Origin of the sequence: Pseudomonas sp. URIL14HWK12:I12 (genome assembly GCF_003097135.1) — a bacterium.
Lineage (GTDB): Bacteria > Pseudomonadota > Gammaproteobacteria > Pseudomonadales > Pseudomonadaceae > Aquipseudomonas.
The window spans coordinates 479,659-504,762 of sequence record NZ_QEQL01000003.1; the positions used below are offsets into that span (position 1 = coordinate 479,659).

At 64.8% G+C, this 25,104-nt stretch carries 23 protein-coding genes; 12 read left to right on the forward strand and 11 right to left on the reverse strand.

The genetic code is table 11. From position 1 onward, the window contains the following. Positions 1-444 precede the first annotated feature (444 nt). Positions 445-1,665, forward strand: a complete 1,221-nt coding sequence (locus F474_RS12270; RefSeq protein ID WP_165830307.1) for an MFS transporter — start codon at positions 445-447, stop codon at positions 1,663-1,665. On the opposite strand, the gene F474_RS12275 is transcribed toward F474_RS12270, so the two are convergent. Next, on the reverse strand, positions 1,656-2,417 hold the full coding sequence (locus F474_RS12275; RefSeq protein WP_097084676.1) for a TOBE domain-containing protein: 762 nt from the start codon (positions 2,415-2,417) through the stop codon (positions 1,656-1,658). The genes F474_RS12270 and F474_RS12275 overlap by 10 nt on opposite strands. Positions 2,418-2,468: 51 nt before the next feature. Beyond that, positions 2,469-3,194 (reverse strand): ComF family protein, encoded by a 726-nt coding sequence (locus F474_RS12280; RefSeq protein WP_097084677.1) that lies wholly within the window; start codon positions 3,192-3,194, stop codon positions 2,469-2,471. A 92-nt stretch (positions 3,195-3,286) separates the two neighbouring features. Between F474_RS12280 and bioB the strand changes: the two genes are divergently transcribed. The 9 genes from bioB to F474_RS12325 all read left to right on the forward strand — a co-directional run bounded on the left by bioB (position 3,287) and on the right by F474_RS12325 (position 13,419). Then, the gene (bioB, locus tag F474_RS12285) at positions 3,287-4,345 is read left to right on the forward strand and encodes a biotin synthase BioB (protein WP_097084678.1); all 1,059 of its coding nucleotides are present in this window, start codon (positions 3,287-3,289) and stop codon (positions 4,343-4,345) included. Positions 4,346-4,351: 6 nt separating this feature from the next. Continuing rightward, a complete protein-coding gene (gene bioF / locus F474_RS12290) occupies positions 4,352-5,524 on the forward strand; it encodes an 8-amino-7-oxononanoate synthase (protein WP_097084679.1) in 1,173 nt (390 codons plus the stop codon). Beyond that, the gene (locus tag F474_RS12295) at positions 5,517-6,200 is read left to right on the forward strand and encodes an alpha/beta fold hydrolase (RefSeq protein ID WP_097084680.1); all 684 of its coding nucleotides are present in this window, start codon (positions 5,517-5,519) and stop codon (positions 6,198-6,200) included. The genes bioF and F474_RS12295 overlap by 8 nt, the downstream gene beginning before the upstream one ends. Continuing rightward, on the forward strand, positions 6,193-6,984 hold the full coding sequence (gene bioC / locus F474_RS12300) for a malonyl-ACP O-methyltransferase BioC (RefSeq protein WP_097084681.1): 792 nt from the start codon (positions 6,193-6,195) through the stop codon (positions 6,982-6,984). The genes F474_RS12295 and bioC overlap by 8 nt, the downstream gene beginning before the upstream one ends. A 12-nt stretch (positions 6,985-6,996) precedes the next feature. Beyond that, positions 6,997-7,734: a dethiobiotin synthase gene (bioD, locus tag F474_RS12305; RefSeq protein WP_097084682.1), complete on the forward strand. Its 738-nt coding sequence runs from the start codon at positions 6,997-6,999 to the stop codon at positions 7,732-7,734. A gap of 33 nt (positions 7,735-7,767) precedes the next feature. Further along, positions 7,768-8,034, forward strand: a complete 267-nt coding sequence (locus F474_RS12310) for a flagellar basal body rod C-terminal domain-containing protein (RefSeq protein ID WP_097084683.1) — start codon at positions 7,768-7,770, stop codon at positions 8,032-8,034. 220 nt (positions 8,035-8,254) lie between these two features. Beyond that, positions 8,255-10,060, forward strand: coding sequence for a phenylacyl-CoA dehydrogenase (locus F474_RS12315; protein ID WP_097084684.1), 1,806 nt, complete (start codon positions 8,255-8,257; stop codon positions 10,058-10,060). Between the two features lie 202 nt (positions 10,061-10,262). After that, positions 10,263-11,549: a GGDEF domain-containing protein gene (locus F474_RS12320; protein ID WP_097084685.1), complete on the forward strand. Its 1,287-nt coding sequence runs from the start codon at positions 10,263-10,265 to the stop codon at positions 11,547-11,549. Positions 11,550-11,649: 100 nt separating this feature from the next. Next, entirely contained in the window at positions 11,650-13,419 is a 1,770-nt protein-coding gene (locus tag F474_RS12325) for an acyl-CoA dehydrogenase C-terminal domain-containing protein (RefSeq protein WP_097084686.1), read from the forward strand. Positions 13,420-13,672: 253 nt separating this feature from the next. Here F474_RS12325 and F474_RS12330 read toward each other — a convergent pair whose 3' ends face one another. Further along, positions 13,673-14,557 (reverse strand): LysR family transcriptional regulator, encoded by an 885-nt coding sequence (locus F474_RS12330; protein WP_097084687.1) that lies wholly within the window; start codon positions 14,555-14,557, stop codon positions 13,673-13,675. 168 nt (positions 14,558-14,725) lie between these two features. Between F474_RS12330 and F474_RS12335 the strand changes: the two genes are divergently transcribed. Together F474_RS12335 and F474_RS12340 are read left to right on the forward strand one after the other, a co-directional pair. Next, positions 14,726-15,946, forward strand: coding sequence for an aspartate aminotransferase family protein (locus F474_RS12335; RefSeq protein ID WP_097084688.1), 1,221 nt, complete (start codon positions 14,726-14,728; stop codon positions 15,944-15,946). Between the two features lie 123 nt (positions 15,947-16,069). Further along, on the forward strand, positions 16,070-16,228 hold the full coding sequence (locus tag F474_RS12340; protein WP_097084689.1) for a YqaE/Pmp3 family membrane protein: 159 nt from the start codon (positions 16,070-16,072) through the stop codon (positions 16,226-16,228). A 53-nt stretch (positions 16,229-16,281) separates the two neighbouring features. Here the strand turns inward: F474_RS12340 and F474_RS12345 are convergent, their stop codons facing one another. The 8 genes from F474_RS12345 to F474_RS12380 all read right to left on the reverse strand — a co-directional run bounded on the left by F474_RS12345 (position 16,282) and on the right by F474_RS12380 (position 25,079). After that, complete coding sequence (locus F474_RS12345) at positions 16,282-18,132, reverse strand: prolyl oligopeptidase family serine peptidase (RefSeq protein WP_097084690.1); 1,851 nt, start codon at positions 18,130-18,132, stop codon at positions 16,282-16,284. Continuing rightward, positions 18,098-19,249, reverse strand: a complete 1,152-nt coding sequence (gene pqqE, locus F474_RS12350; RefSeq protein WP_097084691.1) for a pyrroloquinoline quinone biosynthesis protein PqqE — start codon at positions 19,247-19,249, stop codon at positions 18,098-18,100. The genes F474_RS12345 and pqqE overlap by 35 nt, the downstream gene beginning before the upstream one ends. Beyond that, positions 19,221-19,496, reverse strand: a complete 276-nt coding sequence (gene pqqD, locus F474_RS12355; RefSeq protein WP_097084692.1) for a pyrroloquinoline quinone biosynthesis peptide chaperone PqqD — start codon at positions 19,494-19,496, stop codon at positions 19,221-19,223. Before pqqD ends, pqqE begins: the two co-directional genes overlap by 29 nt. Continuing rightward, positions 19,493-20,242, reverse strand: coding sequence for a pyrroloquinoline-quinone synthase PqqC (gene pqqC, locus F474_RS12360; protein WP_097084693.1), 750 nt, complete (start codon positions 20,240-20,242; stop codon positions 19,493-19,495). Before pqqC ends, pqqD begins: the two co-directional genes overlap by 4 nt. Before the next feature lies 1 nt (position 20,243). After that, the gene (gene pqqB, locus F474_RS12365; protein ID WP_097084694.1) at positions 20,244-21,155 is read right to left on the reverse strand and encodes a pyrroloquinoline quinone biosynthesis protein PqqB; all 912 of its coding nucleotides are present in this window, start codon (positions 21,153-21,155) and stop codon (positions 20,244-20,246) included. Between the two features lie 75 nt (positions 21,156-21,230). Beyond that, positions 21,231-21,302, reverse strand: a complete 72-nt coding sequence (gene pqqA, locus F474_RS12370; protein WP_097084786.1) for a pyrroloquinoline quinone precursor peptide PqqA — start codon at positions 21,300-21,302, stop codon at positions 21,231-21,233. A gap of 155 nt (positions 21,303-21,457) precedes the next feature. Then, on the reverse strand, positions 21,458-23,884 hold the full coding sequence (pqqF, locus tag F474_RS12375) for a pyrroloquinoline quinone biosynthesis protein PqqF (protein WP_097084695.1): 2,427 nt from the start codon (positions 23,882-23,884) through the stop codon (positions 21,458-21,460). Positions 23,885-23,999: 115 nt separating this feature from the next. Beyond that, positions 24,000-25,079 carry a polysaccharide biosynthesis/export family protein gene (locus tag F474_RS12380; protein WP_371916136.1) on the reverse strand — a complete coding sequence of 360 codons (1,080 nt, stop codon included), beginning with the start codon at positions 25,077-25,079 and terminating at the stop codon, positions 24,000-24,002. Positions 25,080-25,104 lie beyond the last annotated feature (25 nt).

Genomic DNA, 25,104 nt, shown 5'->3' on the forward strand with positions numbered 1-25,104 from the left:
GTAGGAGGGAGGTGTGACAGTTTGTGGTTGCTACATATTTGGCAATAATTTGGTGGAGAGAGGGCGCTATCGAACGCAGCTTTCGGACTCTGGAAGTTAAGTGATTTTTCCTACAGAGTTATCAGAACTATCTCTGGCTACAAAGGCTTGTCTTTCTGTTGTCGTGTGCAATATTCAGCTGGCACACGATAGCTGTGAGCTGTGAGCGCCCGTAGAGTATTCGTACGGGTAAGTTTATCTTCGTCGTAACGCCTGTCTAGAGCATGAAATAACTGTAGGTGAAAGTTTAAAAAACATTAAATGTTAGTTGAGCATGAACGGCTGGCGAAGGATGCTGGGCTCTGCTGGCAAAAATATTCAATGTCAAGACGAAACATGTCAATAACAATAAGCTTTTTGTAGCCCGAAAAAAGCGGGCTCTGTAAATGGATATGGAACGTTTCCGTGAAAGTCATTTTTTCATTTGAACAACGCTTTTTACTGCTACTCGCATTAATCAGTTTGACATCTGTTTTCCCGTTGGATGTTTTCCTCGGCGCTGTGCCTGAAATAGCAAACCATTTTGCCGTACCCATTGAGTCCATAAGCGCTGACCTGGCTGCCTTCCCGATGGTCGTGGCTGTCGGGCAACTGTTTGCAGGCAAAGCGGCCGATAAATGGGGCGTCAGGCCTGTCATTCTTGCCTACGGGGTTATCACACTTTTGGCAACGGTAGGCCTGCTTTTTGCCGATAGCGTGTTCCAATACCATGTGTTGCGTGCTTTTCAGGCCTTTGGCTGTGCTGGCTATGGGCTGTCGAATGCGCTGGTTCAGATACACATGCCCGAGGCGTCGCGCTTGAGGGCCCGGGTGATCATGACCACCGCCAGTGGCGTATTTATTTCCATTGCCCCGCTGCTCGGCTCGATCTTGCAGCTGATCTGGGGGTGGCGGGGCAGTTTCATGGTGTATGGCTCGCTCGTGTTCGTACTCATCCTGGCCCTGCACTATTGCCTGGCGAGGCCTGCACGCCCCGAAACGCAAGAAGGCAGTGCGTTGAACGCCGCAGGCAACGAGCACTTTTGGTTGAACAGTGTGATTTCGGCGTTTGCGTTCGGTGTGCACTTTACTTTCATAATCGCTTCCCCCGTCGTTTTACTGGAGCGGCTTTCGATGAGCGCTTGGGAATACGCCGGCCTGTTATTGTTTTACGGCGTATTCTACGTAGTGGGCGGCTGGGTCGCTGCAAAAGTGTCTGCGCACCTTACTTTTGAACGGCAAGTGTTTTTGGGCAGCACTTTGATGATTGCAGGTGCGGCGGGCATGGTGCTTTTACAACGGTGGGGCCCCGCACATGCCTTCAGCATAGCGTTCCCTGCCATGATCAACGTTCTCGGCGTTTGTATCGTTCGGCCAGCGGCAGTTTGCCTTGCAATGAATGCACGCCCCCATCAGCCCAATACCGCGTCGACGTCACTGAGCGTAGTGACCTTTCTAATCGGTGGCAGTTTGAGCCTGGTTGCCGCGAAGTCGCTCGAAATCCACGACGCCTGGCTAGGCTATTGCCTGCTTATGCAATCCCTGGGCTGCATGTCACTAGCGATACTGGGTGCTGTACGTCACCGCCGTGAAACGCCGGGCCGCGAAGGTGAGTTGACTACCCACCCCCCTTCCCATCACCCCTGAATACCGAGCAGTACCGAACTGGCGGCAAACCGGGCGTTGACCGCCTGGCCGGCGTCGAGCGCCAAGGCCTCGACCACCTCTGGCGCGGCGAGGGCGCTGAGGGTTTGCCCGTTGGCCAGGGCGATACGCACTTCGGCTGCCTCGCCTGGGGGGCCTGGCAGCAACTCCCTCACGATGCCGGTCAGTTGGTTGCTTTCGAGCGGGGCTGTGTCATCTGGCGCATGCAGGGTCAGCCAGCTGGCCTTGATCAGCGCCACCACCCTGGAGCCTACCGCTAGCCCCAGCCGTTGCGTGCTGCCGTGGGTGATGGTTGCATGCAGGCAAAGCCCAGCGCCCAGATCAAGCGCGACCCGGTCATTGCGCCCCTGCGCTTGAATGCCGGTGACCTGCCCATGCAGCTGGTTGCGTGCGCTGGTGTTCAGCATCAAGTGGTTCAGTGCCAGTAAGTCGCCTTCTTCTTCGACCGCTTCCAGCACTTGCGCTTGCAGGGCCATCAGCTTGCGGTACAGGCGCAGCAGCCGTTCGCCTTCGGCAGAGAGCCGCGCGCCGCCACCGCCCTTGCCACCGACACTGCGCTCCACCAAGGGGTGGGCAGCCAGGTTGTTGAGCTCATCGATGGCGTCCCAGGCGCCTTTGTAGCTCAGGCCGGCCGCCTTGGCGGCGCGGGTGATCGAGCCTTGTTCGGCGATGTGCTGCAACAAGGCCAGCCGTTGCGGGCGGTGATGCAGGTAATGGGCGATGACGTTGGGCATGAGTTCAGGGCCGTGATTTTTTCGGCACGGTGCTGCAGCCTCCGGTGGACGTCAAGTGGCCCGGGGCGTACGTGCCGCGCAATAGACGTCTACCCGCGCCGCGCCCGCCTCCCGCAGCAAGTAGGCCAATGCCCGCGCTGTAGCGCCGGTGGTCATTACGTCGTCCACCAGTGCCAGGTGCAGGCCTTCAACCCGAGCGGCCGGTGCCAAGGCAAAGGCGGTCTGCAGATTGGCCTGCCGCGCCGCGAAGTCGAGGCTCTGTTGGGCTTGGGTGTGCTGGGGGCGTAACGCCCAATGCGGTTGGCTGGGCAGCCGCAAGGGCCCGCTCAGCCACTGTGCCAGCAGGCCGGCCTGGTTGAAGCCGCGCTGGCGCAAGCGCTTGCGCGACAGCGGGACCGGCAGCAGGAGATCCGGGCGCGCCAGGCCTTCATCGAAACGGTGGCACAGGTGCCGCGCCAGCAGGTCGCCCAGCAGCCGGCCAAGGGGCCATTGCCGTCGATGCTTGAAACGGCTGGCCAGCGCATCGACCGGGAAGCCATAGGCCAGGGGCGCCTCGACCCGCGTGAACGGCGGCGGGTGCAACAGGCAGTCGTGGCACAGCACGCCGGGCATGGGCAACGCGCACACGGCGCAGCCAGGAGCGAGCCAGGGCAGCTCCTGCTCACAGGCTTCGCACAGCCCAAGGCCCGGTAAGGCAGGCTCATTGCACAGTGTGCACGATTGATTAAATATTGAGCAGATGTAAACCCTGAGTTTTTCAGCAAGTTGACAGCGCATGGTCTTTCCCTGACGATTGCTTATCCGTGTAACGCCTGTGGCTATTCCCTGCCCGGCGTACCCAGCCCCAGCATAATCAAAGGAGCCCCTGCATGAGCGCGAGCACCCAGGCCCAACTGCGTCACGATTGGACGCTGGCTGAAGTCAAGGCACTGTTCACCCAGCCTTTCAACGACCTGTTGTTCCAGGCCCAGGCCGTGCACCGCGCGCATTTCGACGCCAATCGAGTGCAGGTGTCCACGCTGCTGTCGATCAAAACCGGGGCCTGCCCGGAAGATTGCAAATATTGTCCGCAGTCGGGCCACTACAACACCGGCCTTGAAAAAGAAAAGCTGATGGAAGTGCAGAAGGTGCTGGAGGAAGCTGCCCGCGCCAAGGCGATCGGCTCTACGCGCTTTTGCATGGGCGCCGCCTGGAAACACCCGTCGGCCAAGGACATGCCCTACGTGCTGCAGATGGTGCGTGGCGTGAAGGCCATGGGCCTGGAAACCTGCATGACCCTGGGCCGCCTGAGCCAGGAGCAAACCGCCTCGCTGGCCGAGGCAGGCCTGGATTACTACAACCACAACCTCGACACCTCGCCGGAGTTCTACGGCAGCATCATCACGACCCGCACCTACGGCGAGCGCCTGCAAACCCTGGCCTACGTGCGCGACGCAGGGATGAAGATCTGCTCCGGCGGTATCCTGGGCATGGGCGAGTCGCTCGACGACCGCGCCGGCCTGCTGATCCAGCTGGCCAACCTGCCTGAGCACCCGGAGTCGGTGCCGATCAACATGCTGGTGAAGGTGGCCGGCACGCCGCTGGAAAACGCAGACGACGTTGACCCGTTCGATTTCATCCGCATGCTGGCGGTGGCGCGCATCCTGATGCCGCAGTCTCACGTGCGCCTGTCGGCCGGCCGCGAGCAGATGAACGAGCAGATGCAGGCGCTGGCCTTCCTGGCCGGTGCCAACTCGATCTTCTATGGCGAAAAACTCCTGACCACCGGCAACCCGCAGGCCGATAAAGACATGCAGCTGTTCGCGCGCCTGGGTATTGAGCCCGAGGCCCGCGAAGAGCACGCCGATGAAGTGCACCAGGCGGCGATTGAGCAGGCGCTGGTAGAGCACAAGAGCAGCGAGCTGTTCTACGACGCCGCCTCGGCATAATCGGCGATGGGCTTTGACCTCAAGGCGCGCCTGGCCGAACGCCAGGCCGCCAGCCTGTATCGCCGGCGCCCGCTGCTGCAAAGCCCGCAAGGGCCGCAGGTAATAGTGGACGGCCAGCCACTGCTGGCGTTCTCGAGTAACGACTACCTTGGCCTGGCCAACCACCCGGAGGTGGTCGCCGCCTGGCGCGCCGGCGCCGAGCGCTGGGGCGTGGGCGGCGGTGCTTCACACCTGGTGATCGGCCACAGCGGCCCCCACCACGAGCTGGAACTGGCCCTGGCGGAGCTGACCGGCCGGCCTCGCGCGCTGTTGTTTACCACCGGCTATATGGCCAACCTCGGCGCAATCACTGCCTTGGTGGGGCAGGGCGACACGGTGCTGCAGGACCGCCTCAACCACGCCTCGCTACTCGATGCCGGGCTGCTCAGCGGCGCGCGCTTCTCGCGCTACCTGCACAACGATGCCCAGAGCCTGGCCAGCCGCCTGGCCAAGGCCCAGGGCAACACGCTGGTGGTGACTGACGGGGTGTTCAGCATGGACGGCGATGTCGCCAACCTGCCGGCGCTCGCGCGCGCAGCCCAGGCACAGGGTGCCTGGCTGATGGTCGATGACGCCCATGGTTTCGGCACGCTGGGGCGCAGCGGCGGTGGTGTGGCCGAGCATTTCGGCCTGGGGATCGACGCATTGCCGGTGCTGGTTGGCACGCTGGGCAAGGCCTTCGGCACCGCTGGCGCATTCGTTGCCGGGAGCGAGGAGTTGATCGAAACCCTGATCCAGTTCGCCCGCCCGTACATCTACACCACCAGCCAGCCGCCGGCACTGGCGTGTGCAACGCTCAAAAGCCTGGAGCTGGTGCGCGCCGAGCACTGGCGGCGCCAGCACCTGGCGGCGTTGATCGCGCAGTTCCGAACTGGCGCCCGGCGTATCGGTTTGCAATTGCTCGACAGCCCCACGCCGATCCAGCCAATTGTGCTGGGGGACGCGGCGCGGGCCTTGCAGCTGTCGCAGTGGCTACGTGAGCGCGGGGTGATGGTTGGCGCGATCCGCCCGCCCACTGTACCGGCTGGCAGCGCGCGCCTTCGGGTCACGCTGACCGCCTCGCACACCGCCGAACAGGTGGATCACCTGTTGGTGTTGCTGGCTGAAGGTTACGCCTCGCTGGAGCCGACCCATGCGTAAAGCCCTCTACCTGCTGCCGGGCTGGGGCCTTGCGCCCGAATTGCTCCAGCCTCTGGCCGATGCCCTGCGACCGCGCTGGGATGTGACCCTGTTGGCACTGCCCGAGCAAGGCTGCGCCCGGGCGTGCCTGGATGTGCTCGATGCGCAGGTACCGGCCGATGCCTGGCTGGCTGGCTGGTCGCTCGGTGGCATGCTGGCAATGGCCCTGGCAGCACGGCGCGGTGCCCGCTGCCCAGGGGTGGTTACGCTCGCGGCCAATGCCTGTTTCGTGGCCCGCGACCCATGGCCCGAAGCGATGCCGGTGGAAACGTTCGAGGCCTTCCTGGCGGGGTGCCAGGCCGATACCGCCGCTACGCTCAAGCGCTTTGCGTTGCTCTGTGCCCAGGGCAGTGGGCAGGCACGGGCGCTTTCCCGGCAACTGCAGGGCGCCCCCGGCGCGTTGAGCCCGAGGCTGCTGCAAGTGCTGGCCGAGCTGGACAATCGCCAGGCCCTGAGCGCCTTCGATGGCCCGCAACTGCACCTGTTCGCCGAACACGATGGCCTGGTACCGCTGGCGGCCGCCGCGCGCGTACCGTTTGGCCAGGTTCTGGCGGGTGCCTGCCATGCATTCCCGGTCGAATCGCCGGGGCTTGCCGCACAGGCCATGCTGGCGTTGCAGGAGCGGGCCGATGCTTGAACAAGTGCTACCCGACAAACGCCAGGTCGCCGCTTCGTTCTCCCGGGCGGCGGCCAGCTACGACAGCGTGGCCCAGTTGCAACGCGATGTGGGGGCCAGCTTGTTGCAGGCGTTGCCTGACCCGTGGGCGCCGCAGTGCTGGGTTGACCTGGGCAGCGGCACCGGTCACTTCAGCCGAGCGTTGGCGGGTCGTTATCCACAGGCCCAGGGGCTGGCGGTGGACATCGCCCAAGGCATGCTCCTTCATGCCCGCCGTTTGGGTGGCGCGGCTCACTACTTGGCCGGCGATGCCGAAGCCCTGCCGCTGGCCGACGATTGCGCCGACCTAGTCTTTACCAGCCTGGCGGTGCAGTGGTGCAGTGACTTTGCCGCCGTTCTCAGCGAAACGCACCGCGTGCTACGGCCGGGTGGGGTGTTCGCCTTCACCAGCCTCTGCGCCGGCACGCTGGCCGAGCTGCGCGACAGCTGGCAATCGGTGGACGGCGATGTTCACGTCAACCGCTTTCGAACCGAGGGTGCCTACCGCGCGCTGTGCGGGGCCAGCTCCCTGCAGGTCGAGCGCCTCACCGTGGCGCCGATGGTGCTGCATTACCCCGATGTGCGCAGCCTTACCCATGAACTCAAGGCGCTGGGCGCGCACAACCTCAACCCTGGCCGCCCTGGCGGCCTGACTGGTCGAGCGCGTATCGCCGCGCTGCTGGCCGCGTATGAGCGCCACCGCACACCCGCCGGGCTGCCCGCCACCTGGCAGGTGATTCAGGGTGTGCTGCGCAACCCCGCCTGAAGGAGAGGCTGCATGGCCCGTTATTTCATCGCCGGCACCGACACTGAAATCGGCAAGACCACCATCGCCGCCGGGCTGCTGCACGCGGCAGCCAAGGCCGGTTTCAGTACCTTAGGCGCCAAGCCGGTCGCTTCGGGTTGTGAGCGCACCCCCGATGGGTTGCGCAACGAAGATGCCTTGGCCTTGCTTGGCCAGAGCACGCTGCAATTGCCCTATGCCGCCATCAACCCCTACGCCTTCGAACCGCCCATCGCTCCCCACCTGGCGGCGCAGGAGGCGGGCGTTGCATTGACGGTGCAGGCACTGGCGCAGCCTATGCGCCAAGTGCTGGCGCACGGGGCGGGGTTCACGCTGATCGAAGGCGCTGGAGGATGGCGCGTGCCCTTGGCCGAGGGTGAGTATCTTTCGGGCCTTGCCGTAGCACTGGCGTTGCCGGTGATTCTGGTGGTGGGGGTGCGCCTGGGGTGCATCAACCATGCGCTGTTAACCGCCGAAGCGATCGCTGCCGACGGGCTGGTGCTGGCGGGCTGGGTGGCCAATGTGGTGGACGCTGTGACTTCGCGCTTGGAGGAGAACCTCGCCACGCTCACCGAGCGGCTGCCAGCGCCTTGCCTGGGGCGCGTGCCGAGGTTGGCCTCAGCCGCCCCTGAGCAAGTGGCCCGCTATCTGGACTTGAGGCCTCTAGGATTGCCACCGGCAGCACTGCCGCCCGACGGTGCTGGTGAAGCGACGGGCCTCGCGCTAAAGTAGTGGCATCTTGCCAAGCCACCTGAGGGTGCCGCTATGATCATTGCCTCCAACAGCCTCTACAGCACTGGCCTGAGCGCTATCCAGGCCGGGCTCTCGCAAGCCGACGGCGCGGCGCGCCAGATCGCCAGCCAGGCCACCGATTTTCAAGACCAGCGCCTGCGTGGCGCCGACCGTAGCAACCAGGACATGGCCACTTCCATGGTCAGCCTGGTGCAGGCCCAGCAGCAGGTGCAGGCTGGCGCCAAGGTCGAGAAAGCCACCGACGAGGCGCTGGGCCGTTTGATCGATACCTGGGCTTAGCCTTTCATCGGTTTTAACCAGCCGCCTGCCGTTTTATTTTCCGCCTCCGCCGCGCCCTGCCGCAGCGGGGGCGGCGTTCGTTCGGGCCTGGGTAAATTCATCATCTGCGATGGCGGTTTCGGCCTCTTGCAATCTCTCCGGCGGAAACGTATGTTTCAAACAACTGTTTGACCCGCTTGGTTCGGGTCGCCTTACGTGAATTCGCCAGCCGAGGTTTGCCATGCCCGAGTACAAAGCCCCCTTGCGTGACATTCGTTTCGTTCGCGACGAACTGCTGGGCTACCCCGCGCACTATGAAAGCCTGCCGGGCTGCGAGGGTGCCGACGCCGATACCGTGAACGCTGTGATCGAAGAAGGCGCCAAGTTCTGCGAACAGGTGCTGGCGCCGCTCAACCGCGTAGGTGACACCGAAGGCTGCCGCTGGAGCGAAACCGGCGTCACCACGCCCACCGGCTTCAAGGAAGCCTACCGGCAATTCGTCGAAGGCGGCTGGCCGAGCCTGGCCCATGACGTCGAACACGGCGGCCAGGGCCTGCCCGAGTCGTTGGGCCTGGTGTTGAGCGAGCTGGTCGGCAGCGCCAACTGGGCCTGGGGCATGTACCCCGGCCTGTCCCACGGCGCCATGAACACCCTGTCGGCGCACGGCACCGACGAACAGAAGCACACCTACCTCACCCGCCTGGTCACCGGCGAGTGGACCGGCACCATGTGCCTGACCGAGCCGCATTGCGGCACTGACCTTGGCATGCTGCGCACCAAGGCCGAGCCCCAGGCCGACGGCAGTTACAAAATCACCGGTACCAAGATCTTCATCTCTGCAGGTGATCACGACCTGGCAGAGAACATCGTTCACATCGTGCTGGCACGCCTGCCCGACGCACCTGCCGGCACCAAGGGCATCTCGCTGTTCATCGTGCCCAAGTTCCTGCCGTCGGCCGAAGGCGGGGTGGGCGCGCGCAACGCCGTGAACTGCGGCTCGCTCGAGCACAAGATGGGCATTCACGGCAACGCCACCTGCGTGATGAACTTCGACGGCGCCAGCGGTTTCCTGATTGGCCCGGCCAACAAGGGCCTGAACTGCATGTTCACCTTCATGAACACGGCGCGCCTGGGTACGGCCATCCAGGGCCTGGCCCACGCCGAGGTCGGCTTCCAGGGCGGCCTGAAGTACGCTCGCGAACGCCTGCAGATGCGCTCGCTCACCGGCCCCAAGGCGCCGGAGAAATCCGCCGACCCGATCATCGTGCACCCCGATGTGCGCCGTATGCTGCTGACCATGAAAGCGTTCGCCGAAGGCTCGCGTGCGATGGTGTACTTCACCGCCAAGCTGGTGGACGTGGTCAAGTACAGCGCTGATGAAGCTGCACGCGCCGCGGCAGACGAGCTGCTGGCCTTCATGACACCCATCGCCAAGGCCTTCATGACCGAGGTGGGCTTCGAGTCGGCCAACCATGGCCTGCAGATCTACGGCGGCCACGGCTATATCGCCGAGTGGGGCATGGAGCAGAACGTGCGCGATGCCCGTATCGCCATGCTCTACGAGGGGACCACCGGTATTCAGGCGCTCGACCTGCTGGGCCGCAAGGTGCTTATGACCCAGGGCGCCTCGCTCCGCAGCTTCACCAAGCTGGTGCACAAGTTCTGCCAGGCGCACGAGGGCAATGCCGCCATCGCCGAGTTCGTCGCGCCGCTGGCGCAGCTGAACAAGGAGTGGGGTGATGTGACCATGAAGATCGGCATGGGCGCGATGAAAGACCGTGAAGAAGTCGGTGCCGCTTCGGTGGATTACGTGATGTATTCCGGCTACGCGTGCCTGGCCTACTTCTGGGCTGACATGGCCCGGGTGGCAGCCGAAAAAGTGGCCAGCGGTGAGGGCGACACTGCCTTCTATCAAGCCAAGCTCGACACTGCGCGCTTCTACTACCAGCGTATCCTGCCGCGTACCCGTGGCCTGGTCGCGACCATGTTGTCGGGCGCGGACAACCTGATGGCGATGGACGAAGCCTCGTTCGGCCTGGGCATTTGATCCCACACGTTGTTAGAAACCGCGCCCCAGGGCGCGGTTTTTGTTTTGGGCAAGAAAAATCTGGCGGATCAAAAGCCTGACGCCAAAATTTCATCCTGGGCTTCAGCTTTTTCCCACACCGCCGATACAAATGGAGGCACAATGATATTGACCTGCTGCCCGCTCGAGCAGCGGTGATCGACGCCGAACGGGAGCACAGCCCTTGCTGCAACTCAAAGCCTATCGGATCAGCCATTTCCTGCCCTCGCTGGGGCTGCTGGCGGCCGGGCTGAGCGCGGCCTACGTGCGCGACCTGAATGTGTTCTTCACGTCGCTGTTCAACGTGTTGCCTACCCTGGTGGTGCTGCTCGGGGGCGCCTACTGTGCGGTCTACAAGCGCCAGCGCGAACTGTTTCTGATGGTGACGGTGTACACCGCCTACTTCCTGCTCGACACCCAAACCGATTATTACCGCGACAATGGCCGAGTGCGCGATGACGCAGCAGTGATCTTCCACCTGTGCTGCCTGCTGCTGCCGATGCTCTACACCCTCTACGGTTTCTGGGAAGAACGCACTCACCTGGGCCAGGACCTGCTGGCGCGGCTGGCGGTATTGCTGGCGGTCGGCGGCGTAGCACTGGGTTTGGAGCAGAGTTTTCCACAGGGCCTGCTGGCCTGGCTGGCTGACATTCGCTGGCCCAGCCTGCATTGGCCCTGGATGAACCTGATCCAGATGAGCTACCCGGTGTTCCTCATCGGCTTCGGTGTGTTGATCGCCCTTTACCTGCACAAACCCCGGCCGCTGCATGCGGCGCTGATCATTGGCCTGGCAGGGTTGTTCTGGATGCTACCCAAGACGTTCATCCTGCCGTTTACGCTGAACATCATGTGCAGCCAAGTGATGCTGATGCTTGCCGCCGCCGTGGCTCACGAGGCCTACCAGATGGCCTTTCGCGACGAACTGACCGGCCTGCCTGGGCGCCGCGCGCTGAATGAGCGGCTGCAGCGGCTGGGGCGAAACTATGTGCTTGCCATGACCGACGTGGACCACTTCAAGAAATTCAACGACACCCATGGGCACGACGTGGGTGACCAGGTGCTGCGCCTGGTCGCCAGCAAACTGGCCAAGGTTGGCGGTGGCGGCCGGGCTTACCGCTACGGGGGCGAAGAGTTCGCGGTGGTGTTCGCTGGCAAGAGCCTCGAAGAATGCATGCCGCACCTGGAGGTGATTCGCAGCGTGATCGAGGCGTACGTGATCCACCTGCGCGAGGCGGATCGCCCACAGAACGATCAACAAGGCCGCCAGCGCCGTGGCGCATCGGCCGCGACCAACGTTTCGGTGACCATCAGTATCGGTGTGGCCGAGCGCCAACCCGAGCATCGCACACCCGAAGAGGTGATGAAGGCGGCCGACCAGGCGCTCTATGCAGCCAAGGGCGCCGGGCGCAATTGCATGATGACCGCGGGTAACCAACGCCGCGGCGCCGTGCGCAACGCGAACGCAGCGTGACTTTCTAAAACTGATCGGTCACACCTTGACGCTACGTCTCTGAAACGTGCCTGGGCTACACTGGCGGCACCTGTTTCCGTGCCTATTCTGCGAGGTCCCCATGGCCGACTACAAAGCGCCGCTGCGCGACATGCGTTTCGTCATGAACGAGGTGTTCGATTTGCCTGCGCTGTGGGCACAACTGCCCGCGCTGGCGGACGTGGCCGATGCCGACACGGTTGCGGCCGTGCTGGAAGAAGCCGGCAAGGTCGCCGGGCACAGTATCGCACCGCTGAGCCGCGCGGCCGATGAAGAAGGCTGCCACTGGCATGACACCGCCGTCAGCACACCAGCAGGGTTCATCCAGGCCTATGCCACCTACGCCGAAGGCGGGTGGGTCGGTGTGGGCGGCGCCCCTGAGTATGGCGGCATGGGCATGCCCAAGGTGGTGTCGGCGCAGGTCGAGGAGATGGTCAACGCCGCAAGCCTCTCCTTTGGCCTGTACCCTATGCTGACCGCAGGCGCTTGCCTGGCCATCAATGCCCATGGCAACGAGCAACTGAGGCAAACCTACCTGCCCAACATGTATGCCGGTACCTGGGCAGGGTCCATGTGCCTTACCGAGCCCCACGCCGGCACCGACCTGGGCATCATCCGTACCCGCGCAGTGCCTGTGGCCGATGGCAGCTATGGGGTCACCGGCACCAAGATCTTCATCACCGGCGGTGAGCATGACCTGACCGAGAACATCATCCACCTGGTGCTTGCCAAGCTTCCCGACGCCCCGCCCGGGCCCAAGGGTATTTCGCTGTTTCTGGTGCCCAAGTTCAGGGTCAACCCCGACGGTAGCCTGGGTGCGCGCAACGGTGTGAGCTGTGGCTCGATCGAGCACAAGATGGGCATCCAGGCCTCGGCCACCTGCGTGATGAACTTCGATTCGGCGGTTGGCTACCTGGTAGGTGAAGCCAACAAGGGCCTGGCAGCCATGTTCACGATGATGAACTACGAACGCTTGGGCGTCGGTATCCAAGGCTTGGCCTCGGGCGAGCGTTCTTATCAGAACGCCATCGAATACGCCCGCGAGCGCCTGCAAAGCCGTTCTCCCCGTGGGGCGCAAGCCCCGGCCAAGGTCGCCGACCCGATCATCGTGCACCCCGACGTGCGCCGCATGCTCCTGACCATGAAAGCCTTCAACGAAGGCGGCAGGGCCTTTTCCACTTACGTTGCCATGCAGCTCGACATCGCCAAATACGCCGAGGATGCCGCCCAGCGCCAAGCGGCTGAGGAGCTGGTAGCCCTGTTGACGCCGGTGGCCAAGGCCTTCCTGACCGACCTGGGCCTGGAAACCACCGTGCACGGCCAACAGGTGTTTGGCGGCCATGGCTATATCCGTGAGTGGGGCCAGGAACAGCTGGTGCGCGACGTGCGGATCACTCAGATCTACGAGGGCACCAACGGCATTCAGGCGCTCGACCTGATGGGGCGCAAGGTCGTTGCCAATGGGGGCGCCTACTACCAGCGTTTTTCTGCCGAGGTGCGCGCGTTCATCGAAGCCGGCGAAGGCGAGTTCAACGAACCGCTCAAGGCTGCTTTGAACAACCTCGACAGCCTCACCGGCTGGGTGCTGGAGCAGGCCAAGGCCAACCCCGAGGAGATCGGCGCGGCCTCGGTCGAGTACCTGCAAGTATTCGGCTACACCGCTTATGCGTGGCTGTGGGCACGTATGGCGCAGGCGGCCAAGCGAGGCGAGGGCGATGAGGGTTTCTACGCGGCCAAGCTCGGCACTGCACGCTTCTACTTCGCCCGGCTGCTGCCGCGCATCCACTCACTGACCGCCTCGGTGAAGGCCGGTAGCGAGTCGCTGTACCTGCTCGACGAGGCACAGTTCTGACCCTTGTAAGCCAAGGCTTACCTTGCGTGGCGGCGTTCACCCAATAGGCACCACCGCTGCGCTTGGTTAATCTTTGTTTCAAGGACGTCGCGCAGGACAGCGCCAAGGAAAACACGGACACGTCAGGAAGGCCGCCAGGGAGGTGGCTATTCAAGGATGAACGGGAAACCGTCTATGAAACCCCGCCTCTGTGCGGGGTTTTCTTATTTGTGCTGAAGTGTTCAGCACCCTGGGTGCCGGCCCCGGTGCCGCCTCAGGTTCTGATCACTTCTTCCAACAGCTGCCGCAGCAAGGCCACCGACGCCTGCTGCCGCTGCGCGTCCCGGTATACCAGGCCCACTTTCAATGGCACGCGCGGCTCGGCCAATGGCTTCCACAGCAACTCGGCCGAGTCGCTGATCACCTGGGCGCGCCCTGGCAGAATTGTCGCCAGCTGGGTGTGAGGCAGGGTGTCGAGAATACCGGCCATGGTGTTGAGCTCTGCCTGCACCCTGGGGCGCCTGCCCAGCGTGGCCAATTGCGTTTGCCATATCTGGCGGATCTGGAATTCCTCGCCCAGCAACAGCATCGGCTGGTCGGCCGCCTGAGCCAGCGACACCTTGCGAAAGGCCTGCAAGGGGTGGTCACGTGGCACCACCAGCTGCAGCTCGTCTTCATAGAGCGCCACGCCGTGAAGGCCCGGCTGCCGGGGCGGCAGGTAGCCGATGCCGATGTCGAGGGTGCCCCCCTGCAAGCGGCGCTCGATTTCAAGGCCCGACAGTTCGTAGATTTGCACCACCAAGTGCGGTTGCACCCGGCCGATGCGTTCGAGCAGCTGCGGCACCAAACTGGGGTGAACGGTTTGCAGCACGCCGATGGCCAAGGTCCGCTGGGCCTGCCCCTGGAACGCGCGCATGGCCTGTTGCGTGCGCTGCAACCCGTCGAGCAAGGGCAAGGCGTGGCTATAGAGCGTGTGCGCTGCCAGCGTGGGCAACAGGCGCTTGCCGCCGCGCTCGAACAGGGCAAGGTCCAGGCTGTGCTCCAGCTGCCGAATCTGCTGAGACAGCGCCGGCTGCGAGATCGAAAGCCGCTCGGCAGCCCGCCCCACATGGCCCTCTTCATAGACTGCGGCAAAGTAACGCAGCTGTCGAAAATCCATAAGCTCTGCTTATCGTAAAAGGTGCTAAATCGAAATGGCCCAGGGCCAGGCAGGCGCCTAGTCTAGCCCGAAATAAAGGGCCACAAGAGCCGATGAGGAAATGAGCTGCGTGCATGGCGGTTTGAAATACATAGGTAAGCCGAAACAGATAATCCTGAGGGGGCAGGTATGAGCCTCTTCAGCCTTGCCCAGCGCCCGGCAGAGTGGGCCGGTTTCGACGCAAAGGCCGCACGGGGCCACCGCCTGCAATCGAGCACACGCCCTGAACGGGTATTCGTGCGGGGCCAGGGCTCCTGGTTATGGGATGACACCGGCCGTGCCTACCTCGATTTCACCCAAGGGCTGGGGGTGAACAGCCTGGGGCACAGCCCCAGCGCATTGGTCGAAGCCTTGCAGGCCCAAGCGCGTGAACTGGTGAACCCCGGCGCCCGTTGGGAGCATCAAGGTGAGCTGGCCTTGCTGCAACAGCTGTGCCGTGCCACCGAAAGCGACTTTGGTTACCTGCTGGGCACCGGCAGCGAAGCCTGCGAGGCCGCTGTGTTGCTCGCTCGGCAATGGGGCGAAACCCATAGGCGCGGCGCCTTCGGCATCATCACCGCCCAGGGTGGCTGCCATGGCCACGGCCTGGGCGCGCGCTCCAGTACCGCCCGGCTGCGGCATGGCCCCGGCTTGCAGGGTTTCACTCAGGTACCGTTCAACGACCTTCCGGCACTGTGCGCAGCGATCAACACCGACACCGTGGCGATCATGCTTGAACCGGTGCAGGGCGAGGCCGGCGTGCGGCCTGCCGAGGTTGAATATCTCCAGGGCGTGGAGCGCCTGTGCCGCGAGCTCGGGATCTTGTTGATCCTCGACGAAGTCGGCACCGGCGTGGGCCGCTGCGGCACCATGCTCGCTGAACAGCATTACCAGGTGCGTGCCGACATCCTTACGTTGGGCAAAGGGCTGGGCGGGGGTGTGGGCCTGGCCGCCGTGCTGACGCGAGAGCGTGCCCGCGCACTGCGGCTGGCGGACTTCGCCGGCAGCCACCACGGCAACCCGTTGGCGTGTGCCGCAGGCCGCGCCGTGTTGCAGGCGGTGCCGGAGCTGCTGGGGCGTGTGGATGACCGCGGCCGCCACTTGCGTGACGGCCTGAGCCGGCTCGCCCAGCGCTATGGCCTGCCGGTGCCACGCGGGTTGGGCCTTCTGTGGGGGTTGCCGCTGCCCCAAAGCGACGCCGCGCAGGTGGCGAGTGCGGCCTTGCAGGAGGGGCTGCTGCTCGATGCGCCCCAAGCCGATGCCCTGCGTTTCACCCCGGCGCTGTGTGTCAGCCGGGGCAACATCGACGACATGCTGGCTCGCCTGGGCCGTGCATTGGCCCGTGTGCGCACGGCACAGTTGGGCCGCTGAATACCGTCTGGCGTATTTGCGCATCGCCCCGGGCCGGAAGGTTGGGCCCGGGCGTTTTTTCAAACGCTGAACCGCTTCGCTGACCGGAGGGTCTTAAGAGCAACCACTGTTTGGGAGCTTCGCATGGACATCATCCGCCTCATCTTCGCAATCATCCTGCCTCCACTGGGCGTGTTCCTCCAGGTCGGCTTCGGCGGCGCTTTCTGGCTCAACATTCTGCTGACGTTGTGCGGGTACATTCCCGGGATCGTGCATGCGGTGTGGATCATCGCCCGCCGTTGAAGCCTGACTGCGCCGCCCGGCGGCGCCGTTCAATCCGGCAGCTGGGGAGCCTGCTACGCACCGCGGCGCTCTAGCAGCCGCTCATAGAAGCGGCACTCGGCTTCCAGCGCGTGGGCAAGGTTCACCGCCTGGCGAAAACCGTGGCGCTCCTGAGGGTAGTAGTGCGCTTCAACTGGCACCCCTTGCCGCTCGAGCGCTTCGACCATCGAGCGCGTTTGCTCGGGCACCACGACCTTGTCCAGTGCGCCCTGAAAGAACACCACCGGCACCTTGATGCGTTCGGCATGCACTAGCGGCGTGCGTGCGGCGTATCGTTCGGCATCCTGCACAGGCTCGCCGATCAGCCAGTCCAGGTAATCGGCCTCGAACTTGTGCGTGGCCCGCGCCAGCGCAGCGGGGTCACTTACGCCATAGAGGCTGGCGCCTGCACGAAATACATCGGCGAAAGCCAAGGCGCACAGGGTGGTGTAGCCGCCCGCGCTGCTGCCGCGAATAAAGGCTTGGCTCGGGTCGGCCAGCCCCTGTTCGCCAAGGTACCGTACCAGCGCACAGGCATCCTCCACATCCGACTCGCCCCAACGAAGGTGCAGCGCCTGGCGGAAGGCCCGCCCATAGCAGGTGCTGCCCCGGTAATTGAGCTGTGCCACGCTGAAGCCACGCTGGGCCCAGAACTGCACACGCAGGTCCAGCACTGGGTAGAAGCTGGAGGTCGGGCCACCATGGATGAACAACACCACTGGCGCAGGCCCCGCAACGCCCAGGGCTGGGTAGAAAAAGCCGTATGCGAAGCCGTCGCCACTGGGAAACCGCAGAGGTACAGGCTGGCTGACTGCTTTCACCGGTAGTGGGCTGGCCCCGCCGGCGAGGGTCTGGGCCCTATGGTCGTGGCGGTGGATGCGAACGACCGCCGCTGGTGCGGTCGGTGACTCGGCGATCGCATATACCCAGTCGGCGTCGAACGCCAGGCTGCGAAAGCGGCTGTAGGCACCGGTGTAGTCTTCCACCGGGCCGGCGATACGGCAGATGCCCAATCGTGCGAAGCCTTCCTCGAACCAGGTGGCCAGGTACTCGTCATCGCTGATCGGCGCGAAGCTGCTGGCGCCCAGTTGCCAGGGGGCGCCGGCATGGTCGGCCAGGGCACTGGGCAGAGGCTGCCAGCCGTCGGCGCTTTCGCGCCAGGGTTGCCAGAAGCCATTGCGGTCGGTCAGGCAATGCAGGCGGCCGCGTTCATCGAAGCAGGGCTGCTGCAGGCTCTCGGGCACCACCCCGTCACCGGCCAGGCACACCGGCATGTACCAGCCGCCGTCCGCGCGCCGCTCGGCACACATCAGGCGCGTTTGCGTCCAGGGTTGGTTCGGGCGGCTCCATTCTACCCAGGCCAACCGAGTGCCGTGGTCGCCCAGCGTGGGGCTGGCATAGAAGTCGGCGCCTTCGGCCAGCACCTGGCGGGCCCCGCTGGCCAGGGTGATCGCAACCAGGCGATGGATATCCACAGGCTCGGCCGGCTGTTCCTCTACCGCCAGCACCAAGCCTTCGGCGAACACCAGGCCGCCATAACGGTAGCGCCCATGGGTCAAGGGCTGTGGCTCACCACCTTCCAGGGGCTGGCGGTACAGTTGCTGGTCGGCGTCGTTGACGAACACCAGCTCTTGATCGGCCACGCAGAAGCTTCCGCCGCCGTATTCATATACCCGGCTGCGGGCGCTGAAGCCGTCGGGGGTGAGGCATCGGGCTTGGCCGCCGTGCCAACGCCACAGGCGACAGGCGCCGTCCTCGGGGCGATACTCGCTCCAGAACACCCCTGCGGGGCCGGCCTTGAGCTCGGCGAAGTCGATGCTGGCCGCCACCGCAGCAGCAGCGCTGAGCGGCTCAACCACGGGCGATGAGGCGTGAGTTTCGGTCATTGCGATAGGTGAGCTGGCTGATGGTGGCGGTGGCGTGCTCGGATTCCTCGCGTGCGGCGAGGATCACCCCATGGTGGGGCGATTTGCTGCACACAGGGTCTGCCTGAGTGGCATCGCCTGTCAACATGAACGCCTGGCAGCGGCAGCCGCCGAAGTCCTTCTCTTTTTCGTCGCACGAGCGGCACGGCTCGGGCATCCAGTCGTAGCCCCGGAAGCGGTTGAACCCGAAGGAGTCGTACCAGATGTGCTGGAGGCTGTGGTCGCGCACGTTGGGGAAGGCGATTGGCATCTGCCGTGCGCCGTGGCACGGCAGCGCGGTGCCGTCGGGCGTCACGGTGAGGAAGATGTTACCCCAGCTGTTCATGCAGGCCTTGGGGCGTTCCTCGTAGTAGTCCGGGGTCACGAAGATCAACTTGACCTTGCGCCCCTCGGCCTCGAACCGCTCGCGGTACTCGTTGGTGACCCGCTCGGCCCGCTCCAGTTGCGCGCGAGTGGGCAACAAGCCTGCCCGGTTCAAGTGTGCCCAACCATAGAACTGGCAGGTGGCGAGCTCGACGAAGTCGGCCTCCAGCGCCACGCACAGCTCGATGATGCGGTCGATCTGGTCGATGTTGTGCCGGTGCGTGACGAAGTTGAGCACCATCGGGTAACCGTGGGCTTTCACCGCACGGGCCATGGCCAGCTTCTGGGCGAAGGCTTTCTTCGAACCGGCCAGCAGGTTGTTCACCTCTTCGTCGCTGGCTTGGAAACTGATCTGGATGTGGTCCAACCCGGCGTGCTTGAACTCAGCCAGGCGCGCTTCGGTCAGGCCGATGCCGGAAGTGATCAGGTTGGTGTAGTAGCCCAACCCGCGCGCCTCGCCGATCAGCTCGGCCAGGTCCTGGCGCACCAGCGGCTCACCGCCGGAGAACCCCAGCTGTGCCGCGCCCATTTCCCGCGCCTGGCGCATCACCTGTTTCCACTGCTCGGTGGTCAGCTCCTGGCCCTGGGCTGCGAAGTCCAGTGGGTTGGAGCAGTACGGGCACTGCAGCGGGCAGCGATAGGTGAGCTCGGCGAGCAGCCACAGTGGCAGGCCGACTTCGGGTTTTTCAGGCAAGCTCGAGCCAGTGCTGTTCACGCGCTACCTCCATGAACTGTTCGACGTCGTCGCCCAGCTCCGGTACACCGGGAAATTGCGCGTCGAGCGCAGTGATGATCGCTGCCACCGAGCGCTGGCCGTCGATCAGGCCGCCGATGGCTGCGGCACTGTCGTTGAGCTTGATCATCCCTTCGGGGTAGAGCAGCACGTGGCCCTTCTGGGCGGGCTCGTATTGGAATCGGTAACCCGGGCGCCAGGCCGGTATTTGCGAGCGGTCGAAACTCATAGGGCGATCCCCTTGTGCCAGGCGCGTTCGCTGGTCACGGTGTGATAGGGCGGGCGGTGCAGCTCGTAGGCCATGCTCATGGCGTCCAGCATGCTCCAGAGGATGTCGAGCTTGAACTGCAGGATCTCCAGCATGCGCTGCTGGCTTTCCCAGGTGGTGTAGTGCGCCAGGGTGATGGTCAGCCCGTGCTCCACGTCGCGGCGGGCCTGGCCCAGCCGGGTGCGGAAGTATTCATAGCCGGCCGGGTCGATCCAGGGGTAATGCTGCGGCCAGCTGTCCAGGCGCGACTGGTGAATCTGCGGGGCGAACAGCTCGGTCAGCGAACTGCTGGCAGCCTCTTGCCAGCTGGCACGGCGGGCGAAATTCACGTAGGCGTCGACCGCGAAACGTACCCCAGGCAACACCAGCTCCTGCGAGCGCAATTGCTCTGGGTCCAGGCCCACGGCCTGGCCCAGGCGCAGCCAGGCTTCGATACCGCCGTCTTCACCGGGTGCGCCGTCGTGGTCGAGCAGGCGCTGGATCCACTCGCGGCGGATCTCGCGGTCCGGGCAATTGGCAAGGATCGCCGCATCCTTGAGAGGGATGTTCACCTGGTAGTAGAAACGGTTCGCCACCCACCCCTGGATCTGTTCGCGGCTGGCGCGGCCTTCGTACATGGCCACGTGGTAGGGGTGGTGGATGTGGTAGAGCGCACCCTTGGCGCGCAGGGCCTGCTCGAACTCCGCTGGGGTGAGGGCGTGGGTCATGTCACAGCTCCAGGCTCATGCCGTCGAACGCAACCTCGACCTGCCGGCGCGCAAGCTCCGCGCGCTCGGGCGAATCCTCATCGAGAATGGGGTTGGTGTTGTTGATATGGATGAGCACCTTGCGCGGCTTGGGCAAGCGCTCGAACACCTCCAGCATGCCGCCGGGGCCGTTTTGCGCCAGGTGGCCCATCTCACGGCCGGTGCGCGTGCCAACGCCACGGCGCTGCATCTCGTCGTCGTCCCACAGGGTTCCGTCTACCAGCAGGCAATCGGCCCCGGCCATGGTTTCGAGCAACGCGTCGTCGACCTTGCCCAGCCCAGGGGCGTAGAACAAGGTGCCGCCGGTACGCAGGTCTTCGACCACCAGGCCGATGTTGTCGCCCGGGTGCGGGTCGAAGCGGTGTGGCGAGTAGGGCGGCGCCGCACTGCGCAGCGGCAGCGGGGTGAAGCGCAGGTTCGGGCAGGCCGCAACGGTGAAGCTGCCGGAGAGCTCGATGCGGTGGCGTTGCAGGCCGCCATTCCAGTGCTCGAGCATGTTGAACAAGGGAAAACCGGTGGTCAGGTCTTGATAGACCATGTCGGTGCACCACACCGGGTGCGGGCAGCCTTCGCGCAGGCTGAGCAGGCCGGTGGTGTGGTCGATCTGGCTGTCGAGTAGGATGATCGCCGCGATGCCGGTGTCGCGCAGGGCGCGGGCCGGCTGCATCGGGGCGAAACCCTGCAGCTGCGCACGGATGTCGGGAGACGCGTTGCACAGCACCCAGTTCACCCCGTCGTCGGACAGCGCAATCGATGACTGGGTACGCGCCGTGGCGTTCAGGGTGCCGTCACGCAGGCCCTTGCAGTTGGCGCAGTTGCAGTTCCACTGGGGGAAACCGCCACCGGCGGCCGAGCCCAGGATTTGAATGTACATGGCCCCTCCGGCATGGGCGCGGTCGAAAAGAAAACGCCCCGGTTCGACCGAGGCGCTGTGCTGCAGCTGCGTTGATCAGCGGCTGGCGAAGTACATGGTGACTTCGAAGCCGATACGCAGGTCGGTGTAGGCAGGCTTGATCCACATGGGGGCACTCTCCTTCAGGGTAGGTTCGGGGGTACTGATATCTTGGTCCACGCCAGGGCGGGAACGTTCGAATGATCATTGGCGGCATTCTACCTGAATGAAATGCCCCGAACGGTGACTTCGGTGTAATGGACTTTCTTCGCGCATGTAACGATTCAGCGCACCGCCTGCCAGCGATCGTCCGGGGCCGGGCCATTGGCCAGCGCCAGCCACCCGCTGCTGGCCTGTTGCAACCGGCGGGCGGCCTCGGCGACGTGTTGCGGGCGCAGCGCGGCCAATGCCGCCTGCAGCGCCTCCAGGTAATCGGGGCCCTTGCCGCCCAGGCCAGCCTGCCAGAGCGTCTCGCCCAGCTGTGGCGTGTCCAGCTCATCGCGTGACAGGCGCGTCGCCAGGCTCTGGGCCTGGCTCAGTACGGTGCTGGTGCCCAGATTGTTGATCAGCCTGGGCAGTTGCTCGAAGAATTGCTCCATGTGCCCCAGGATGCCCGACAGCGCCGTGCCCGGCGATTGCACGCCAAATACCAGCCCAGCGCTGCCGCTGATCTGGCGGAAGCTGGCGAACACCGCGTAGCCCAGTTGCAGCTCGACGCGCATGCGCTGATAGAACGCCGTTTGCGCCAAATGCGCGAGCAGCCGCCAGGCGGCCTCGTCAGCCAGCGAGCCTTGAGGGGCGGGGCAGAACAGCAGCAAAGCATGCTCGCCTGTGGCGCCTGGCAAATGGCTCCAGCGCCGGCCACTCATCGGTAACACGCTGCCACCGGTTTGGCTGGCCGGCTGGCCGGGCAACTGGCGCAGGGCTTGATTAAGGCCGCTGCGTGCAGGTTCACGAAAACCGACTGCGAGGGCTTCCCAGCGGGTATCCCCCCAGAGTTTGGCCAGCGTACTGGCCTGCACCGCTTCGCGAGTGTCACGCAATTGAGTGTTGAAAAAGCCCAGGCAGTGCTCCGGCAGGCGCTTGAGCAGTTCGCGGATCGGCGCCTGTGCAGCCGGCTCGGGTGGCTCCCCCAGGCGCCAGGTCTCAGGAGGCGGGTTGGCCAGTTGCAAGGCTGCCTGCTCGAGCAGGGCCGGCATCGGCTCGGCGATGCCCGAGAGCCGCAGTTGCCAATCGTCGCCGAGCCTGTGGAAGGTCAGCCGCACCCCTGCCTGGCGCGCCTCGTCGGCGAGCCGGCGCAGGCTGTGGTCCAGCACTTGGGTGATACCGGGGTGGCGCGAGGCATGCCCGCGCCAGCGCACGAACACCTCGCCTTCTTCCGGTGCGCTGGCCGAGCCCTGGGCATAGCGCACCGAGCGCAGGTCGGGCAGGGGCTGGTCGGGCCGGCGCGTGGGGCGCAGGAAACGGTTGCGCTGCGGTAGCCGCCAGGCCACCTGCGGCACGCTGCCCTGGGGCGCAGGCAGCGGGTGCAGCAGGTTCTCGGGCTTGAGCTGCGCCAGCACCGCGCCCAGGGCGGCGGTCACCGGTTCACTGGCCGGGCAGGCCTCACGCCGCGCCAGCTCCAGGGCGCCGGCCACCAGCTGCTGGCGCTTGCGCAGCAAGGCGTACTCCTCCTCCAGTGGCGTCCAGGTGCCCAGCGCCTCGAAGAACTCCAGCCAGCTCAGGCACAGCTGCGCGACGTTGCCAGCGGCGCGTACCCCGGCGGGCGTGAGGCGAAAGTCGAAATCCAGTACGGCCTGGTCTGCATAGTGGTAAAGCACGCGCACATCCAGGCGCTCCACCCATTCGCGTTTCTGCAGTTCGGCCAGCAACCCACCGGGCTGGGGTTGCGCGGCCCAGGCGGTGAGGAAGGCCAGTGCGCTGGCGCTGTCTTCCGGCAATGCCTGGCAGGCGAACACCAGGTTCAGCCTGCGCGGGTCTGCCGCAGCACTTGCCTGGCCGCTGCCGTCGAGCAAAGGCACCGGTGCCGGCCGCGGCTGGCGCTTGCCGCTGGGCAGAACCTGCGCGCAGCGGCGCGCCACGGCCAGCAGGCCTTCGACCGGCTGCGGGCCGGCCAGGCACAGGCTCATCTGCGCACCGTGATAAAAGCGCCGGTAGAAGGCCAGCAGCCCTTGCTGGAAGTCGGCATTGCCCAGCGGCAGGCTATAACGGTTGCCAGCATGGAAGGCTCGCAGCGGATGGCGTGCCGACAGCGGCTCGCTCAGCCACAGCTGATGTTGTGCCTCGGCGTCGCGCGACCAGGCGAGAAATTCCGCATGCAGCACCTCCCGCTCCCGGCGCTGGTCGCCCAGCGCCAGGCGCGGGCGAGCGAGCATCTCGCACAAACGTTCCAGCGCACCCGAGAGCGCCGCCGGCGGGACTTCGAAAAAGAACTCCGTGTGGCGCTCGCGGGTGCTGGCATTGAGTTGCCCCCCCTGGCGCTGAACGTAGGCCATCAGCGCCTGGTCGCCGTCGTAGCGCTCGGTGCCGAGGAAGAACAGGTGCTCCAGAAAATGCGCCAGGCCCGGCCAGGCCGGGTCTACGTCATGGCTGCCCGCTTCGACCCGCAGGAACGCTGCCGCCTTGCGCAGCCGGGGCTCGTGCAGCACCTTGAGCACTAGGCCGTTGTCCAGCACCAGGGCGTTGTCGGGGGCGGCAGGTGAGAATGGCATGGCAAGTGTTCCGGTGCGTTGGGCGGGTGGCGCAACATCCTATAGGATTAATGTGCCACTACAACAGCGCCATTGGCCACTATGGCCCGCCAGTCATCACGTGCTGGCTCGAAGGTCAGTTGCTGCGCAGGGCTGCCGTGGCCCCGACCATGCTCGCCGACGGCAGCAGCTGGCTGATGAAGCGGTTCCAGCGAGTGATGTTAGCAGGCCCTACGAACACCACATCGGCCGGGCGCAGGTCGAACTGGCTGGCGAGTAGAAAAGCGGTAGGCTTTTTCGCGTCCAGGTAGAACACCGTTGGCGCCTGTTGCTCAGCGGCCTGCGCCCCTCGGATCACGTAGATCGCCTCGGCATTGGCGGTTTCCGGGGCCAGGCCACCGGCGCTGCCCAGCGCCTGCATCAGCGTGTAGGTGCTGGTGCCGTAGCTCAACGTCTGCGGGTTGCGCACTTCGCCCAGCACGTAAAGGGTATTGGCGCGGTTGTTGCCCAGGTGCAATTGGTCGCCGTCTTTCAGATAGATGCCACCGAGCTGCGAGTCGGCGCGGTTGAGCGTGTCGATGTCCAGTACATATTCATGGCCGTCGCGGCGCAGGATCAACCCGGCCAGGTTCGCGTTGTCGGCTTCACCACCGGCGCGGCTGACCGCGTTGACCAGCGACAGCGGAATATTGTTGAGCGATTGCGGGCCAGGGTTTTTGAAGGCACCGGAAAGAATCACCCGCTGGCTGTTGTAGCTTTCGATGTTCACGTCCACGCGTGCCACGGTCAGGTATTTGGAAAGCGCCTTTTGCAGGTCGTCCCGGAACTGCTCGACGGTTTTGCCGCCGGCCTGGATAGACTCGATGTAGGGGTAGTAAAGGGTGCCGTCGTTGCGCACCACGCGAGTGCTGGAGCTGCTTTGCTCGGGGCCGCCGGGTGCGTTGAGTTCCTGGTGCTCCCATACCGTCACCACCAACCCGTCGCCCGCGCCGATGCGGTAGTCGGCAGGTGTATAGGCCAGCAGCTCAGGTGCGACGGGTGCCGGAGTGTAGATCACCTGTTGCTGGCGAGCGCTGGCGCTGGTGATCTGGACGACGTTGACCGGGCCGGTGATCGCCTCGTCGCCAACGTCATCGGGGGTCATGTGTTGCCCGGGGGCAAAAGCGCAGCCTTGCAACAGCGCACCGCAAAGCAGAGTGAACAGGGCGTGGCGGATCATATCGGGTTTCCTGGGTTCGGTT

Excerpts from the sequence above, each read along its gene's own strand:
- F474_RS12295 (WP_097084680.1), top strand. The coding sequence starts at position 5,517 with ATGCGTAAAGCCCTCTACCTGCTGCCGGGCTGGGGCCTTGCGCCCGAA.
- F474_RS12315 (WP_097084684.1), top strand. The coding sequence starts at position 8,255 with ATGCCCGAGTACAAAGCCCCCTTGCGTGACATTCGTTTCGTTCGCGAC.
- F474_RS12280 (WP_097084677.1), bottom strand. The coding sequence starts at position 3,194 with ATGCGCTGTCAACTTGCTGAAAAACTCAGGGTTTACATCTGCTCAATA.
- pqqF (WP_097084695.1), bottom strand. The coding sequence starts at position 23,884 with ATGCCATTCTCACCTGCCGCCCCCGACAACGCCCTGGTGCTGGACAAC.
- F474_RS12310 (WP_097084683.1), top strand. The coding sequence starts at position 7,768 with ATGATCATTGCCTCCAACAGCCTCTACAGCACTGGCCTGAGCGCTATC.
- pqqC (WP_097084693.1), bottom strand. The coding sequence starts at position 20,242 with ATGACCCACGCCCTCACCCCAGCGGAGTTCGAGCAGGCCCTGCGCGCC.
- F474_RS12275 (WP_097084676.1), bottom strand. The coding sequence starts at position 2,417 with ATGCCCAACGTCATCGCCCATTACCTGCATCACCGCCCGCAACGGCTG.
- bioD (WP_097084682.1), top strand. The coding sequence starts at position 6,997 with ATGGCCCGTTATTTCATCGCCGGCACCGACACTGAAATCGGCAAGACC.
- F474_RS12345 (WP_097084690.1), bottom strand. The coding sequence starts at position 18,132 with ATGACCGAAACTCACGCCTCATCGCCCGTGGTTGAGCCGCTCAGCGCT.
- F474_RS12340 (WP_097084689.1), top strand. The coding sequence starts at position 16,070 with ATGGACATCATCCGCCTCATCTTCGCAATCATCCTGCCTCCACTGGGC.
- bioB (WP_097084678.1), top strand. The coding sequence starts at position 3,287 with ATGAGCGCGAGCACCCAGGCCCAACTGCGTCACGATTGGACGCTGGCT.
- F474_RS12330 (WP_097084687.1), bottom strand. The coding sequence starts at position 14,557 with ATGGATTTTCGACAGCTGCGTTACTTTGCCGCAGTCTATGAAGAGGGC.
- bioC (WP_097084681.1), top strand. The coding sequence starts at position 6,193 with ATGCTTGAACAAGTGCTACCCGACAAACGCCAGGTCGCCGCTTCGTTC.
- pqqD (WP_097084692.1), bottom strand. The coding sequence starts at position 19,496 with ATGAGTTTCGACCGCTCGCAAATACCGGCCTGGCGCCCGGGTTACCGA.
- bioF (WP_097084679.1), top strand. The coding sequence starts at position 4,352 with ATGGGCTTTGACCTCAAGGCGCGCCTGGCCGAACGCCAGGCCGCCAGC.
- F474_RS12325 (WP_097084686.1), top strand. The coding sequence starts at position 11,650 with ATGGCCGACTACAAAGCGCCGCTGCGCGACATGCGTTTCGTCATGAAC.
- pqqB (WP_097084694.1), bottom strand. The coding sequence starts at position 21,155 with ATGTACATTCAAATCCTGGGCTCGGCCGCCGGTGGCGGTTTCCCCCAG.
- F474_RS12335 (WP_097084688.1), top strand. The coding sequence starts at position 14,726 with ATGAGCCTCTTCAGCCTTGCCCAGCGCCCGGCAGAGTGGGCCGGTTTC.